This window comes from Paraburkholderia sp. ZP32-5, from assembly GCF_021390495.1.
Taxonomy (GTDB): domain Bacteria; phylum Pseudomonadota; class Gammaproteobacteria; order Burkholderiales; family Burkholderiaceae; genus Paraburkholderia.
This window is the reverse complement of the sequence record NZ_JAJEJP010000001.1, coordinates 1,593,107-1,609,032: the sequence shown is the minus strand read 5'-3', so window position 1 is coordinate 1,609,032 and position 15,926 is coordinate 1,593,107. Positions and strand designations below refer to the sequence as shown.

At 65.5% G+C, this 15,926-nt stretch carries 9 protein-coding genes; 8 read left to right on the top strand and 1 reads right to left on the bottom strand.

Annotated features, from left to right (window positions below):
* Positions 1 to 124: 124 nt before the first annotated feature.
* From L0U82_RS06805 to phnE, 5 genes are all read left to right on the top strand, one after another.
* Entirely contained in the window at positions 125 to 2,308 is a 2,184-nt protein-coding gene (locus L0U82_RS06805) for a phosphocholine-specific phospholipase C (RefSeq protein WP_233829345.1), read from the top strand.
* Positions 2,309 to 2,371: 63 nt separating this feature from the next.
* Positions 2,372 to 4,645, top strand: coding sequence for a YadA family autotransporter adhesin (locus tag L0U82_RS06800; RefSeq protein WP_233829343.1), 2,274 nt, complete (start codon positions 2,372 to 2,374; stop codon positions 4,643 to 4,645).
* Positions 4,646 to 4,679: 34 nt separating this feature from the next.
* Positions 4,680 to 5,579, top strand: coding sequence for a phosphate/phosphite/phosphonate ABC transporter substrate-binding protein (locus L0U82_RS06795; protein ID WP_233829342.1), 900 nt, complete (start codon positions 4,680 to 4,682; stop codon positions 5,577 to 5,579).
* Between the two features lie 2 nt (positions 5,580 to 5,581).
* Positions 5,582 to 6,430: a phosphonate ABC transporter ATP-binding protein gene (phnC, locus tag L0U82_RS06790; RefSeq protein ID WP_233833163.1), complete on the top strand. Its 849-nt coding sequence runs from the start codon at positions 5,582 to 5,584 to the stop codon at positions 6,428 to 6,430.
* Positions 6,427 to 7,230: a phosphonate ABC transporter, permease protein PhnE gene (phnE, locus tag L0U82_RS06785; protein WP_233829341.1), complete on the top strand. Its 804-nt coding sequence runs from the start codon at positions 6,427 to 6,429 to the stop codon at positions 7,228 to 7,230. Before phnC ends, phnE begins: the two co-directional genes overlap by 4 nt.
* A 183-nt stretch (positions 7,231 to 7,413) precedes the next feature.
* Here phnE and L0U82_RS06780 read toward each other — a convergent pair whose 3' ends face one another.
* Positions 7,414 to 9,036, bottom strand: a complete 1,623-nt coding sequence (locus tag L0U82_RS06780) for a tetratricopeptide repeat protein (protein ID WP_233829340.1) — start codon at positions 9,034 to 9,036, stop codon at positions 7,414 to 7,416.
* Positions 9,037 to 9,979: 943 nt separating this feature from the next.
* Here L0U82_RS06780 and L0U82_RS06775 point away from each other — a divergent pair.
* The 3 genes from L0U82_RS06775 to L0U82_RS06765 all read left to right on the top strand — a co-directional run bounded on the left by L0U82_RS06775 (position 9,980) and on the right by L0U82_RS06765 (position 15,926).
* Positions 9,980 to 10,816: an IclR family transcriptional regulator gene (locus L0U82_RS06775; protein WP_233829339.1), complete on the top strand. Its 837-nt coding sequence runs from the start codon at positions 9,980 to 9,982 to the stop codon at positions 10,814 to 10,816.
* A gap of 560 nt (positions 10,817 to 11,376) precedes the next feature.
* The gene (locus L0U82_RS06770; RefSeq protein ID WP_233829338.1) at positions 11,377 to 12,768 is read left to right on the top strand and encodes an MdtA/MuxA family multidrug efflux RND transporter periplasmic adaptor subunit; all 1,392 of its coding nucleotides are present in this window, start codon (positions 11,377 to 11,379) and stop codon (positions 12,766 to 12,768) included.
* Between the two features lie 23 nt (positions 12,769 to 12,791).
* The gene (locus L0U82_RS06765; protein ID WP_233829337.1) at positions 12,792 to 15,926 is read left to right on the top strand and encodes an MdtB/MuxB family multidrug efflux RND transporter permease subunit; all 3,135 of its coding nucleotides are present in this window, start codon (positions 12,792 to 12,794) and stop codon (positions 15,924 to 15,926) included.

The window sequence follows — 15,926 nt, the reverse complement described above, 5'->3', positions numbered from 1 at the left end:
GCTTCCCGAGTTTTCGAGCGCGGCGCGTGCCCGGTATCGCGGCATCGTTCGCGGCATCGCCTCCTTCCAGCCTTGCAGAGACACTTTGATGAACAACAAAACACGCGACATCCACGAGACCGAGATGTCGAAAGGAATCAGCCGGCGCAACTTCCTGCGCGCGGCGGGCGCCGCCGGCGTGCTGGCGGGCACCGGCATGCTGCCGCCGTCGATCCGCCGGGCCCTCGCGATTCCCGCGGCAGGCCAGACCGGCACGCTTCAGGACATCAAGCACGTGGTGATTCTGATGCAGGAGAATCGCTCGTTCGATCATTACTTCGGTACGCTAAAAGGCGTACGCGGTTTCGGCGACCGCTTCCCGATCACGATGGCAAGCGGCCAGCCGGTCTGGCAGCAGGTGTCGAGCGCACCGGGCGTCACGCCCGTGGTGACGATTCCGCCGTTCCATCTCGACACGGCGACGATGAACGCGATGGGCGTGGCCGACTGTCCGCATGACTACGGCAGCGGCCAGGCCGCCTGGAACCAGGGCCTGTTCGGCAACTGGCCGCACTGGAAGAGCCAGTACTCGATGGGTTACTACGAGCGCGCCGACATTCCGTTTCACTTCGCGCTCGCCGAGGCATTCACGCTGTGCGACGCCTATCATTGCGCGCTGACCGGCCCCACCGACCCGAACCGCGTGGTGTTCTTCTCCGGTTCCAACTTCAATCCGCAACTGGCGGCCGTCGGCATCAATCCGACCGAAGCGGATGCCGAAGTGACGAACGTGCGTTGCTCGGTATCGGGGACGATCTCGGCGACGACACCGCCGAATCAGTACACGTACGGCGGCTCGACCTTCATGTGGCCGACGCTGCCGGATCTGCTGCAAGGCGCGAACGTCAGCTGGAAGATCTATCAGGATCCGAACAACAACTGGAGCGGCCTGCTGCACGGCGGCCTTGCGTTCCAGAGCTTCCGCACCTCGGCGCCGGGTTCGCCGATCTACGACAACGGCATGACGGGCGGCCCCGATTTCCTGACCTCGTTCGCCACCGACGTGCAGAACGGCACGCTGCCGCAAGTGTCGTGGATTCTGCCGACGCCGGATGTGTCCGAGCATCCGAGCTACTTCCCGAGCGACGGCGCGAACTTCATCTCGCAGGTGCTCGATGCGCTGACCGCCAATCCGGCCGTATGGAGCCAGACCGCGTTCTTCGTCACCTACGACGAGGAAGACGGCATCTTCGATCACGCGGTGCGGCCGGCAGTCCCGTCGTACGACGCGAGCGGCAAACTGATGGGCGGCTCGACGATGCCGCTCGCCGGCGAGTACTTCTCCGATCCTTCCCGCACGTATCTGGAAGCAGCCGATACGGTCAGCGGCACGGTGCGTCCGTGGGGACTCGGCGGACGTGTGCCGATGTTCGTGATCTCGCCGTGGAGCGCGGGCGGCTGGGTCAATTCGCAGGTGTTCACGCATACGTCGATGGCGCTGTTTCTCGAACAGCGCTTCGGCATCACGGTGTCGAGCGTGAGCCCGTGGCATCGCGCGATCGCGGGCGACCTGACGAGTTGCTTCGACTTCACGAGCCCGAATGCGACCAACAGCACGTATGCCGGTCTTCCCAGCACCGCCAATACCGCCGCGATCGACGCCGCGCAACGCGCGCTGCCGACCGCCGCCGCGCCGGGCACGCCGCAGCCGCTGTTCCAGGAGACCGGTTACCGGCCGTCGCGCGCGCTGCCGTATGAGCTGCACACCAGTGCACGCGTGCTGTCGGGCGGCCAGATCGAATTGCTGTTCAGCAACACCGGTACGCAGGGCGCGGTATTCCATGTGTACGACCAGAACAACCTCGGCGTGATCCCACGCCGCTATACGGTCGAAGCGTCCAAGCAGCTCAACGACACCGCGTGGAGCGGCGACACGAGCGGCAACTACAACCTGTGGGTCTACGGACCGAACGGCTTCGTGCGTCAGTTCAGCGGCAATACCGGCAGCGGCGCGCCGGTGGAATTGCAGGTTTGCTACGACGTCGCCAACGGCGCCGTGTACGCAACCGTCAACAACAGCGGCACCCAGGACGTGCAGGTCACGCTGAGCGCAAGTGCCTACGCGAGCGTGCTGAGCAGCAGCGGCCCATGGCCGCTGACCGTGCCGGCCGGCAAGTCGGCCGAGCAGAGCTGGCCGCTATCGGGCACCGGCAACTGGTACGACTTCACGCTGAGCGCGCCGAACCTCGTGCGCCGCTTCGCTGGCCGCGTCGAAACGGGCGCGCCGGCCATCAGCGATCCGGCGATGGCAAACGGACTCGCGAGCTGAGGCGATCGGACCACCAGCAAAAACAAGCGGAACGCAGGCGCAAACCGACCAGGGGAATCCGGCATGAAGAACACACAGCGAGTCGCGCGACTCAGCCTATTGATGGGCGCGCTCCTCACCACGTACGGTGCGCGCGTCGACGCGCAACTGTCGACCACGTACAGCAGCACGACGCACGACGAGGGAATCGGCGCCAACGCGGGCACCACCAAAGTCAGCGGCAACTACAACCAGGCATTCGGCGAATCGGCCGGCAATACGGTCACGGGCAGCAACAACACCGCGATCGGCGAGTCGGCCGGCCAGTCGGTGACCGGCAACGACAACGCGGCGATCGGGCAAGGTGCCGGCAACACGGTCAGCACGAACTACAACCTCGCGCTCGGCGACGGCGCGGGCACCAACGTATCGGGCGGCAACGCGAACCAGGCGATCGGCTATTTCGCCGGCATCAACGTGGCGGGCGGCTGGAACCAGTCGTTCGGCCGCAGCGCGCAGACCAACGTAACCGGCAACTACAACAACGGCTTCGGCTTCTGGGCCGGCAGCTATACGACCGGCAGCGTGAACGACGCGTTCGGCACCAGCGCCGGCGAATACGTGACCGGCAGCTACAACCAGGCGTTCGGCGACAACGCCGGCCAGCACGTCACGTCGAGCAACAACATCGCGATCGGCCAGAGCGCGGGCGACACCGTCACCACCAACTGGAACCTCGCGATCGGCAACGGCGCGGGCACCAACGTGTCGGGCCACAACGCGAACCAGGCGATCGGCTATTTCGCCGGCATCAACCTGGTCGGCGGCTGGGACCAGGCATTCGGCCGCAGCGCGCAGACCAACGTGACGGGCAGCTACAACAACGCGTTCGGCTTCTGGGCCGGCAGCTACGTGTCGGGCGACCAGAACACGTCGTTCGGCTCGAACGCCGGCGAATACGTGACCGGCAGCAACAACCTCGCGAACGGTCAGAACGCCGGCTCGTACGTGAGCGGCAGCTACAACTCCGCGAACGGCGTCAGCGCCGGCTCGAATGTCACCGGCAACAACAACCTCGTCGAAGGCGCGAATGCCGGTGCCGCCGTCACCGGCGACGGCAACGCCGCATTCGGCGCCTACGCGGGCGGCAACGTGAGCGGCGAGTCGAATCTCGCGATGGGCTTCGGCGCGGGACACGACGTATCGGGCAACAACAACGTCGCGCAAGGCTACGGCGCCGGCTACCTGGTCACGGGCAACGATAACGTCGCGATCGGCTCGCTCGCGGGCAGCTCGATCGCGACCAGCGATTCGGTCGCGATCGGCACGAATGCGTCGGCGGTGTCGAACAGCGTCGCGCTCGGCGCGGGCTCCGATGCCATGCGCGGCGCGCAGTCGGCTTATCAGGCGTTCGGCCTGAGCGCCCCGCAAACGTCGGCGGGTGAAGTGAACGTCGGCAACCGGCAGATCACCGGCGTCGCGGCGGGCAGCCAGGCGAACGATGCCGTGAACCTCGCACAGCTCGAAGCCGTCGAGGGCCAACTCTCGGACCAGATGGCGTCGATCGGTCAGCAGTCGGCCTCGACCCCGCCGGCACAGACGCAGACACAAACGCAAAACAATGCGGGCGCGTCGTCATCCGCGGCGGCGGACAAGAACGCCGCGTCGGGCAACGCGGCCTCGTCGCCGGCAGTGGCCTCCGCACCCGCCGCCACCGCGATGGGTTACGCGGCGAACGCGGCCGGCGAGAACAGCACGGCGGTCGGCGCCAACGCGCTCGCCGCCGTGGCGAACAGCACCGCGAACGGCTCCGGCGCGGCGGCGCTCGCCGAGGGCAGCGTGGCGACCGGTGCGAACGCATCGGCGGGCGGCGTCAACTCGACCGCGCAGGGCAGCAATGCGAATGCGAGCGGCAGCAATGCGAGCGCGCTCGGCGCGAACTCGAACGCCGCCGCGTCGAACTCGGTCGCGCTCGGCGCGGGTTCCGTCGCCGACGAAGCGAACACCGTATCGGTCGGCGCGGCGGGCAGCGAGCGGCGCATCACCAACGTCGCGCCCGGCGTGAACGGCACCGATGCCGTCAACATGAACCAGCTCGCCACGGTCCAGTCCGGCGTCAACAGCGTCGCGCGCAGAGCCTACGGCGGCGTGGCGGCAGCCACGGCACTCACGATGATCCCCGAGGTTGACCCCGGCAAGCGCTTTGCCATCGGCATCGGCACCGGCACCTATCAGGGCTATGGCGCGACGGCCATCGGCGCGAGCGCGCGCTTCTCGGACAACATCAAGATGAAGGTCGGCGTCAGCGTCGGTGGGGATGGCGCGGCGTATGGGGCCGGCATGTCGTACCAATGGTAATTGCCCGCAGTTCAATCGTCCGGAGCACGTTGATATGAAAATCGCACGAATCCGCTTTCTCGCCTCACTGATTTTTTCCGCCTGCGCTGTCGCTGCCCACGCGCAAGACAGTTGTCCGAACGACGGCACCGTGCGCTTCGGCGTCGAGCCGTATGAATCGGTCGGACGCCTGCTGCCGGTCTACACGGATCTCGCCAATCTGATCGGCAAGAAGGTCGGCTGCAAGGTGGAGCTGTACGTCGCGACGAGCTACAACGCCGAGATCGAAGCGATGCGCAACAACAAGCTCGAGTTCGCGCAGTTCGGCCCGCTCGGCTACGTGCTCGCGCATCAGGTCGCGCACGCCGACGCGGTCGCCGGGTTCTCCGGCGAAGACGGCAAGCCCGCCAACTACTACGCGTCGGTCGTCACGTGGCCCGGCAGCGGCATCAAGACGCTCGCCGATGTGAAGGGCCGTTCGTTCGCCTATTCGGATCCGGCCTCGACCTCGGGACATCTGTTCCCGTCGTATGGGCTGCGCAAGGGCGGCATCGATCCGGACCACGGCGTGAAGGCAATTTACGCGGGCAGCCACACGGCGTCGTTCGAAGCGCTGCGCAATCACAAAGTGGAAGCCGGCGAGCTGAACAGCGAAGAGATCGCGAGCGCGCAACTGCACAACGAATACGATCCGACGGCCTATGTGACGCTGTGGAAATCCGGCCCGATTCCGCAGGACCCGTTCGCGGTCCGCGGCGATCTGCCGGCCGACTTCAAGACGCGCCTCGCCCACGTGCTGCAGACGCTCGACTTTCACGAGCTGCCGGAAGCCGACCAGAAGTTTCTCGCGGCCAATGAAGGCAAAGCGCTCAGAACAGTGCCGCAGAACGACCATGCGTACGATCAGATTCGCGATCTGGTGTCGACGCTGCATATCGATCTGAGCAAGCTGTGAGCATGCTGCATGCGGCAACGGTGCTCGGCGCCGCACCGGGCGACCCCGCCGGGCTGCTGCCCGCCGGCGGGGACGCGTTGGGATCGCGCGTCGCCGGCACCGACGTGCGCCTCGCCGTGCGCGGGCTGACCATGCGCTATCCGAATGGCCACACCGCGCTGCGCGACATGAGCCTGTCGGTTCACGCCGGCGAAATGGTCGTGATTCTCGGCAGCAACGGCTGCGGCAAATCCACGTTGATGAAGTGCATCGTCGGTTTGAACCGCGCTGCTGCCGGCTCGGTCGTGGTGGGCGGCAGTGATCTCGCCCGGCTGACGGGCGAGGAGTTGCGCGTCGCGCGCATGTCGATCGCGCTGGTGTCGCAGCACGCGAACCTCGTGAAGCGGCGCAGCGTGCTCGCGAATGTGTGCACCGGCGCGCTCGGCCACCATCGCACGCTGTCGAGCTCGTTCGGCCGCGTGCCGAAGTGCGAGATCGAACCGGCGCGGGGCTTTCTCGATGAAGTCGGTCTCGCGCATCTGGCCGATCAGCGCGCGGGCACGCTGTCGGGCGGCCAGGCACAGCGTGTCGCGATCGCGCGCGCACTCGCGCAGCGGCCGCAAGTCGTGCTGGCCGACGAGCCGGTCGCGAGCCTCGACCCCGAAGCCGCCGACGATGTGATGTCGCTGCTGCGCCGCCTCGCGACCGACGACGGGCTCGCCGTCGTCTGCGTGCTGCACCAGCCCGAGCTGGCGACGCGCTACGCCGATCGCCTGATCGGCATGCGCGCCGGCCAGATCGAGTTCGACATGCGCGCGTCGGCGGTCAACGCGCAGCAGATCTCCAACCTGTACCTCAGCGGGGTGCCATGAACCGCGTCTCTTCGCTACATACCGCCGACGCGCGTGCGCGACAGCGCAGCCCGCTATCGGGCATCGCCGCGCTGGCGGCCTTTCTGATCCTGTTCGCGCAGGCCTGCGCGGGCGTGCATGCGCGTCCGCAAGACCTGATCACCGGCGCGCACGGGATGGCCGACATCTTCTCGCGCTCGATGCCGCCCGACTTCAGCCAGTTCGGCGCGACCCTTCATCCGATTCTCGAAACGATCGACCTCGCGGTGTTCGGCACCGTGATGGCGGTCGTGCTGGCCTTTCCGCTCGCGTTGCTGGCGGCGGAAAACGTCAGCCCCGCGCGGCCGCTGTACTACGCCGCGCGCGCGACGATCGGGCTCACGCGCGCGGTGCCGGATCTGGTCTGGGCACTGGTGTTCGTGACCGCGGTCGGGCTCGGGCCGTTTCCGGGCGCGCTCGCGCTCGGCGTGCATTCGATCGGCATGCTCGGCCGTCTGTTTGCCGAGGTGATCGAGGACATGGACATGGGGCCGGTCGAAGCGCTGATGCTGACCGGCGCGAGCCGCATGCAGGTGTTCACGCATGCGGTCGTGCCCGGTGTGCTGCCGACGCTGCTCGGCATCAGCCTGTTCCGCTTCGACGAGAATCTGCGCTCGTCGGTGGTGCTCGGCTTCGTCGGCGCGGGCGGCATCGGCTTCCAGCTGCTGACCGCGATGAACCTGTTCGACTACCGGACCGTGTCGTTCCTGATGATCGTCACGTTCGTGCTGGTGATTGCAGCTGAACGCGGGTCGGCTTATCTGCGCAGCCGTGTGCAATGAGGCAGAGCTAAGGCTGCGATGACGTGTGCGCGCGGCGCGGCGCGGGCTGCGGGCTGCGCGCAAGGACGCTGGGAAGACGGGCCGCTGACTGTGGCCACGCATGCGGCCTTCAGCGGACCATCGTTACGCTTTCCTCGCGCCCTCCCCGGCTCAACGGGCGCCCGACTTTCATGCGCCGTACCTTCATGCGCCGGACGTGCGCGCGAGCCGATCGGCGAGCGCGGCAAGCGACGCGCTCCAGTCGCCGCGACGCGCCTGCCGATACAGCGTGACGTTCGGATACCATGCGCGCCCGCCGTCGGCCCAGCGCCAGTCGGCGTGACGTTGCAGCAGCACGTGCAGATCGGCGCCGAGCGCGCCGGCCAGATTGGCCGTCGACGTGCACACCGATACCACGCAATCCAGACACTGGATCGCCGCGGCGGTCCGGCTGAAGTCGGTGACGAACGCCGACAGATCGACGAGCGGCAAATCCGGCACTTCCGCGATGCGTTCGACATGCGGCGTCGGCATCAACGAGTAGAACGTCACGTTGCCCAGGCCGCCGAGCCAGCCATTGATGAGCGTCGACGCAACGTTGCGGGCGGTCCGGTTCTCCGGCACGACGGCCGGATTCGACGACCACACGAGCCCGACTTTCAGCGGCCGGCCCAGCGGCTGCCCGTCACCGCGGCGGCCGGCCGGCGCACCGGTGTCGCCGATCAATGCGCGTGCTTCGGCGAGATCGGCGTGATCCGCTTGCAAATAAGCCGCCACCGGCGGCTTGTCGAGCCAGCGCGGAATGTCCCCGATATAAGCATGCCAGGCATTCGAGCTTGCCCCGCGTGCGTCCATGGCAAACGACGCACGCGGCGGGCGCGCTTCGAGCAGCGCGGCCGACTCGACCTGCACGCCCGGAAAACTCGCGCGAAACAGGCGCACGAGTTCCGGCCGGCAAGCGATGACGACACGCATGCCGCTCGCGTCCGCACGCCGCAGCAGTTCCGGTATGAAGGCGGCGAACAGGATCTCGTCACCAGCGCCCTGCTCGCCGGTGACGAGCAGCAACGCATCTTTTTCGAACTGTCCGTTCCATGCGGGGTGAGGCCGCTCGATCGCTCGCAGCCCGATTCTTGCGCCCGCATCGAAACGGCGCGCGTAATGCGGCCATGCTTCGTCGACACGTTGCTGCTGGAGCAGGAACAGCGCGTACTCCCAGTGGGTCGCCGGATCGTCGTTTTCGGCGAGCTGCGCGCGAAACAGCGCATCGGCCCGTTCGGCATCGCCGAGATAGGCGCAGCACACGGCCATCCGATGCGCTGCATGCAGGCGATTGCGTCCCTCCACGCTGGCGAGGCGGTCGAACAGTTCGAGCGCGAGTTCGAAGTGCTCACGCAATCTCAGGCATTCGCCGTAGTTCCACAGCGCATCGGCAAAACGCGGCTCGATTTCCAGACAGGCCCGATAAGCGGCCATCGCGCGCAACGCTTGCCCGGCCTGCTGCAAGCTGACCGCGAAGTTGTAGTGCGTGCGAGGATCGCGCGGCGCAAGCCGCGTCGCGTGTTCGAGAGCGGGGAGCGCGCTATCGAAGCGTCCGGCTCCCGTCAACGCGACGCCATGCACCATATGCGCGAAGCCGTTGTCGCCGGCCACCGCGATGGCGCGCTCGGCGTGATGAATCGCGGCGGGCCAGGCCCGCGCGGCAATGGCGTCGAGAGCGAGGCGTAGCGCTTCTTCCGTGCTTTGAGTTGTGCTTTGAAGCGCGTTGCCCGTCGCACGGTAAGTCACCGCGCCACCTGCTCCGATGTTCGTACGTGAATCTCGCATACGCTGCTACGCCCCCTGTTGTCGATCGCCACATCGTAGGTGCGTGTCGTGCAAGTCTGATGAAGGAGAGCCGGTTTGTCGGGCCGCGCGCCGGACCCAGCGAGTCGTTGTAGAAAATTGACGGAGCCGATCGTGGAGTTGTCTGTAAATGGACATCATCGATCTGACGCTATTCACCTGAATTCCAATTCGTTTCCGTTTCTTTTCATATGACATATGATTAATTCGTAATTTGCTTCATTACCCGATAGGAATATTTTCTCAACATGCATAAATCCATTTCCGGATTCGATTCCGGAATTCGTAGGAGCGAGATAATGGTGACAGAAGCTGACATTACAAACCCCGCACACCCGGTTGATTTCCCTTATTTTTCAGATAATTAAAATATCGACGAGGCGAGATCATCAGGCAGCGAGCAATGCGATATCGGGCCCTGATCGATGCCAGACAGCCACGCATAGGTGCACGCAGATCCTGATGACCATCCAATAGTCTGGCGAAAAAAAAGCGTCACGTTGCCGTGACGCTTTAAAAGTTCTAGCCATTCCGAGGGCCGTGCTAGAACCTGAGAGACGGGATTCGAAAACGAAGCGCTCTGATGCCGGGAAATGGCCATAATCCAAAGATGGCCGTATCTCAGCACAGCAACGATTAGCTGTCTGAAAGCTATGTAAACAGAGCCGATTACATTTAACCCAGAATGTGGGCCGCGAATGTAGCAACCGAATCGCTTTCGAAATGAGATTCCATTTTTTATGGTTATGTTGACCAAGTCAAGCAAAATCGTGAGATCCGGCTGAACCCGGTAATTCATTCCGATACAATGATTCTTCGCACAAAAAAGCGAACGCATGTCCTGGGCCGCGATTGACCCAATCCTTTACCGTGTGGCCGTCAGCAAGCCGCGCGCACGTAACCTGAAATACCGTTCCAGAAACCGATGAACCGCCCAACGCGCACCGACCCCGTAGCCGCCCAGCCCAGGGAAAAGGAAGGCACCGGCGACGAAGTCACCGCGCTCGCGCGCGGCCTGACCGTGCTGCGCGCCGTCGCCGCCGCTCAAGCGCCGCTCAGCAATCGCGAACTCGCCGCGTCGACCGGCATTCCGAGGCCCACCGTATCGCGCATCACCGCTACTCTCGTCGGCACAGGGTTCCTGCTGCAGTTGCCCGACAGCGAACGCTTCGTGCTGACGTCGTCGGTGCTGGAGCTGAGCAACGGCTTTCTGCGCAACTTCGACATTCGCGCGCGCGCCCGGCCGTTCCTGATCGAACTCGCGGAAAGCACCGCGCTATCGGTGCATCTCGCGGTGCGCGACCGCTACGACATGGTCGTCATCGACACGATCCGGCCGCGCTCCGCGGTCCTCGTGTCGCGGCTCGAAATCGGCTCGCGCATGAGCCTCACCCGTACCGCGGTCGGCCGTGCGTATCTCGCCGCGCTGACGCAACCCGAGCGCGAGCGGCTGCTCGCCGGCCTGCAGACTGCCGAGGGCGACGACTGGGGCTATCTCGGCAGCCGGCTCGAAAGCGCGGTTGAGGACACGATCGAGCGCGGCTTCGCAATTGCGACCGGTGAGTGGTACGACGGTCTCAACGCGATCGCGCTCGGCTTCGTCGGGCCGTCGGGCGAGCGCTACGCGGTCAATTGCGGCGGCTCGGCCGACCTGTGCCCACGCGACTGGTTGATCTCGAGCGCCGCGCCCGCGCTGCTCGAATGCATCGGCAAAATCGTGCAGGAAATCGGCGGCTCGCCGGGCCGCCGGCTCGACGAATAACATACCGGGCTGCCGGGCGCGTACTGCGCAGCATCCGCACTCGAAGCGGCAAGCCGGCGCCGCGCGCCGCGTTCCCATCGACATCAAATCGCCCACGAAGCGTCGCGTGATCGCGGTGCTCCGACCTCGCCTTATCTCGCATTACAGCGCCGTCCCAGCCCTGGCCGACAGTTTCCCAACATCCTGTAACCTTCGTAATCAAACGAAAAATAGATGGCTGGACTGTTACAGAGGCTGCACCGTAGGATCACGCATCCTGTTGGGCAAAGCCCGCGCGGCAAGCCGCGCCGTTGCAAGCCGTGGCGCCCCGAGCGGACTCGTCGGGCCGTGGTGATTCCGCCTCGTTTCTGCCTCGCGTTTTTACGGTGCGTTTTTACGGTGCGCTTTTACCGTGCGTTAACATCTCTGTCCCGCGCGTCAGGTAGCATCGCGCTTCAGCGTGCATGGCGCGCCCGCTGCCCAGACCGCCTGTCATATCGCCCGCGCGCAGTCCGTCGCCCTTCAACGGTGACAACCGCGCGAGCAATTCACATCAAAGAGCCAGTCACCTGACCGAACCGATGGACGAACAACAAAAGCATCCGGAAACCCAACGCCCCGCCGCCCCGGCCTCCCAACCGACCGCCGGCGCCACGCAAGCCGGCGCGCCCGGTGCGGTGAAACGGCATCGCGGTCGCACCATCGCATGGATCGTCGCGGCGCTGGTCATTCTCGGAATCGTGCTGTGGCGCTGGCATCCGTGGGGCGCGCCCGGCAGCGGCGCAAGCGCGCCGGGTGCCGCGAGCGGCGCGCGCGGCGGCCGTTTCGGTCGCGGCGCTGCCGGCATGGCCAACCTCGCGCAGCCGGTACATGTCGCAACGGCCACCCAGGGCGAAATGCCGGTCGTGCTGACCGCGCTCGGCACCGTCACGCCGCTCGCCACCGTCACCGTGCTGCCGCAGTTGAGCGGCGTGCTGCAGGACGTCTATTTCAAGGAAGGCCAGATGGTCAAAAAGGGCGACGTGCTCGCCCAGATCGACCCGCGTCCCTATGAGATTTCGCTGCGCAACGCCGAGGGCACGCTGGTGCGCGACCAGGCGCTGCTCGCCACCGCGCGCCTCGATCTGAAGCGCTATCAGACGCTGCTCGCGCAGGACTCGATCGCGAGCCAGCAGGTCGACACGCAGGCGTCGCTGGTGCGGCAATACGAAGGCACCGTGAAGTCGGATCAGGCCAACATCGACAGCTTCAAGCTCGATCTGATCTACGCACGCATCACCGCGCCGGTGTCGGGCCGCGTCGGCCTGCGCCAGGTCGATCCGGGCAACTACGTGACGTCGGGCCTCGCCAACGGCATTGCCGTGATTACGCAATTGCAGCCGATCAGCGTGATCTTCACGACGTCCGAAGACAACCTGCAGCAGATCATCCAGCACACGAAGAACGGCGAGCAGCTGTCGGCTACGGCCTACGACCGCAGCAACACCCAGCCGCTCGAAGTCGGTGCGCTAAAGACGATGGACAACCAGATCGACACCACCACCGGCACGGTGCGGCTGCGCGCGCTGTTCGATAACAAGGACAACGGGCTGTTCCCGAATCAGTTCGTCAATACGCGCCTGCTCGTCGACACGATCAAGGACGCGGTGATCGTGCCGACCTCGGCGGTGCTCAACGGCTCGATGGGCCCGTTCGTGTACGTCGTGAAGGACGACAACACGGTCACGGTGCGCCAGGTCAAGCCGGGCCCGGTCGACGGCGAGCGCACCAGCATCAAGTCGGGCCTCGCGCTCGGCGAGCGCGTCGTGATCGACGGCTCGGACCGCCTGCGCGAAGGCTCGAAGATCACGATTCCGGCGGCGCGTGCCGTCGGCGCATCGGGTCCGCAAGGCGCGAGCGCGGCGGCAGCCGCCTCGGGTGCATCCCACGCGCACGCGCATCACGGCAGACACGCTTCGCAAGCGTCGCAATAAAGTAAAGGCACGGCACTTACCGCATGAATCCATCCCGCGCCTTTATTCTGCGTCCCGTCGGCACCGCGCTGCTGATGGCGGCGATCATGCTGGTCGGCCTCGTCGCGCTGCGCTTTCTGCCGCTTTCCGCGCTGCCGTCGGTCGACTATCCGACGATCCAGGTGCAGACTTTCTATCCGGGCGCGAGCCCGGACGTGATGACGTCGTCCGTGACCGCGCCGCTCGAGCGGCAGTTCGGTCAGATGCCGTCGCTGAACCAGATGTCGTCGCAAAGCTCGGCCGGCTCGTCGATCATCACGCTGCAGTTCAGCCTCGATCTGCCGCTCGACATCGCCGAGCAGGAAGTGCAAGCCGCGATCAACGCGGCGGGCAACCTGCTGCCGTCGGACCTGCCCGCGCCGCCGATCTACGCGAAGGTCAACCCGGCCGACGCGCCGATCCTCACACTCGCGCTCACGTCGAAAACGCTGCCGCTCACGCAGGTGCAGGACCTCGCCGACACGCGTCTCGCGCAGAAAATCTCGCAGGTTGCGGGCGTCGGTCTGGTCAGCCTGTCGGGCGGCCAGCGCCCGGCGATCCGCATTCAGGCGAACCCACGCGCGCTCGCCGCATACGGGCTGAATCTCGACGATCTGCGCACCACGATCTCGAACCTGAACGTCAACACGCCGAAGGGCAACTTCGACGGCCCGACGCGCAACTACACGATCAATTCGAACGACCAGCTGACGAGCGCGGATGAGTATCAGAACGCGGTGATCGCGTACAAGAACGGCCGCCCAGTGATGCTGACGGATGTCGCGAGCATCGTCGACGGGCCGGAGAACACCAAGCTCGGCGCATGGGTCGACAACACGCCCGCGATCATCCTGAACGTGCAGCGCCAGCCGGGCGCGAACGTGATCCAGGTGGTCGACAGCATCAAGGCGCTGTTGCCGCAACTGCAGCAGTCGCTGCCCGCCGCGCTCGAAGTGCAGGTCGTCACCGACCGCACCACGACGATCCGCGCGTCGGTGCGCGACGTGCAGTTCGAACTGGCGATGTCGGTCGTGCTGGTCGTGCTGGTGATGTATCTGTTCCTCGCCAACATCTACGCGACGATCATTCCCAGCCTGTCGGTGCCGCTGTCGCTGATCGGCACGCTCGCCGTGATGTACCTGTGCGGCTTCTCGCTGGACAATCTTTCGCTGATGGCGCTGACCATCGCGACCGGCTTCGTCGTCGACGACGCGATCGTAATGATCGAGAACATCGCGCGCTACGTCGAAGAGGGCGAGTCGGCGCTCGAAGCCGCGCTGAAGGGCTCGAAACAGATCGGCTTCACGATCATCTCGCTGACGGTCTCGCTGATCGCGGTGCTGATCCCGCTGCTGTTCATGGGCGACGTGGTCGGGCGCCTGTTCCATGAATTCGCGATCACGCTCGCGGTGACGATCGTGATTTCGGCGATCGTGTCGCTGACGCTCGTGCCGATGATGTGCGCGAAGCTGCTGCGCCACACGCCGCCGCACGAAAGCCACCGCTTCGAGGCGAAGGCGCACCGCTTCATCGACTGGGTGATCGCGCGCTATGCGGTCGCGCTCACGTGGGTGCTGAACCGGCAGCGCTCCACGCTGGTCGTCGCACTGCTCACGCTGGTGTTTACGGCGCTGCTCTATGTGTACGTGCCGAAGGGCTTCTTCCCGGTGCAGGACACCGGGGTGATCCAGGCGATCACGCAGATGCCGCAGTCGGTGTCGTTCGCGTCGATGGCCGATCGTCAGCAGCAGCTCGCCACGCAGATCCTGAAGAACCCGGACGTCGACAGCCTCACGTCGTTCATCGGCGTGGACGGCAGCAACATCACGTTGAACAGCGGCCGCATGCTGATCAACCTGAAGCCGCGCGACGACCGCAGCAACACCGCAAGCGACGTGATCCGCCAGTTGCAGAAGGACGTCGCGCACATTCCCGGCGCGTCGCTGTACATGCAGCCGGTGCAGGACCTGACGATCGACTCCACCGTGAGCCCGACGCAGTATCAGTTCATGCTGACCGATCCGAACATCAGCGAATTCACGACGTGGGTGCCGAAGCTGGTTGACCGTCTGAAGCAGGCGCCTGAACTGGCGGACGTCGCGACCGATCTGCAGGACAACGGCCGCTCGGTGTTCATCGAAATCGACCGCGCGACCGCCGCGCGCTTCGGCATCACACCGGCCACGATCGACAGCGCGTTGTACGACGCGTTCGGCCAGCGCATCATCTCGACGATCTTCACGCAGTCGAATCAGTACCGCGTGATTCTCGAAGCGCAGCCGGAAATGCAGCACTACACCGAGTCGCTGAATTCGATCTACCTGCCCTCTTCCACGTCCACCGGCGGCCAGGTGCCGCTGTCGTCGATCGCGAAGTTCATCGAGCGGCCCGCGCCGCTGCTCGTCACGCACCTGAGCCAGTTCCCGGCCACCACGGTGTCGTTCAACCTCGCGCAGGGTTCGTCGCTCGGCGCGGCGGTCAAGGCGATCGAGCAGGCGGAGAAGGACATCGGCCTGCCCGCGTCGTTCCAGACCCGCTACCAGGGCGCGGCGCTCGCGTTCCAGGCATCGCTCGCGAACGAACTGTTCCTGATCCTCGCGGCGATCGTCACGATGTATATCGTGCTCGGCGTGCTGTACGAGAGCTTCATCCACCCGATCACGATTCTGTCCACGCTGCCGTCGGCCGGCGTCGGCGCGCTGCTCGCGCTGCTGATCACCGGGCACGATCTGGACATCATCGGCATCATCGGCATCGTGCTGCTGATCGGTATCGTCAAGAAGAACGCGATCATGATGATCGACTTCGCGCTGTACGCCGAGCGCGAGGAAGGCAAGCCGCCGCGCGAGGCGATCTATCAGGCGTGTCTGCTGCGCTTCCGGCCAATCCTGATGACCACGCTCGCCGCGCTGCTCGGCGCGCTGCCGCTGATGCTCGGCACCGGCGCGGGGTCGGAACTGCGCCGCCCACTCGGTATCGCGATCGCCGGCGGTCTCATCGTCAGCCAGTTGCTGACGCTGTTCACGACGCCGGTGATTTACCTCGGTTTCGATTCGCTCGCGCGCCGTGTGCGCGAACGCTTCCATCGTGGCGATTCGTCCGGCAGTGCCACCCCGCCCGCCACCGATGCAGGGAACTGA

Bases quoted from the DNA above. Each gene is read 5' to 3' on its own strand.
- L0U82_RS06805 (WP_233829345.1), top strand. From the start codon at position 125: ATGTCGAAAGGAATCAGCCGGCGCAACTTCCTGCGCGCGGCGGGCGCC.
- L0U82_RS06800 (WP_233829343.1), top strand. From the start codon at position 2,372: ATGAAGAACACACAGCGAGTCGCGCGACTCAGCCTATTGATGGGCGCG.
- L0U82_RS06795 (WP_233829342.1), top strand. From the start codon at position 4,680: ATGAAAATCGCACGAATCCGCTTTCTCGCCTCACTGATTTTTTCCGCC.
- phnC (WP_233833163.1), top strand. From the start codon at position 5,582: ATGCTGCATGCGGCAACGGTGCTCGGCGCCGCACCGGGCGACCCCGCC.
- phnE (WP_233829341.1), top strand. From the start codon at position 6,427: ATGAACCGCGTCTCTTCGCTACATACCGCCGACGCGCGTGCGCGACAG.
- L0U82_RS06780 (WP_233829340.1), bottom strand. From the start codon at position 9,036: ATGCGAGATTCACGTACGAACATCGGAGCAGGTGGCGCGGTGACTTAC.
- L0U82_RS06775 (WP_233829339.1), top strand. From the start codon at position 9,980: ATGAACCGCCCAACGCGCACCGACCCCGTAGCCGCCCAGCCCAGGGAA.
- L0U82_RS06770 (WP_233829338.1), top strand. From the start codon at position 11,377: ATGGACGAACAACAAAAGCATCCGGAAACCCAACGCCCCGCCGCCCCG.
- L0U82_RS06765 (WP_233829337.1), top strand. From the start codon at position 12,792: ATGAATCCATCCCGCGCCTTTATTCTGCGTCCCGTCGGCACCGCGCTG.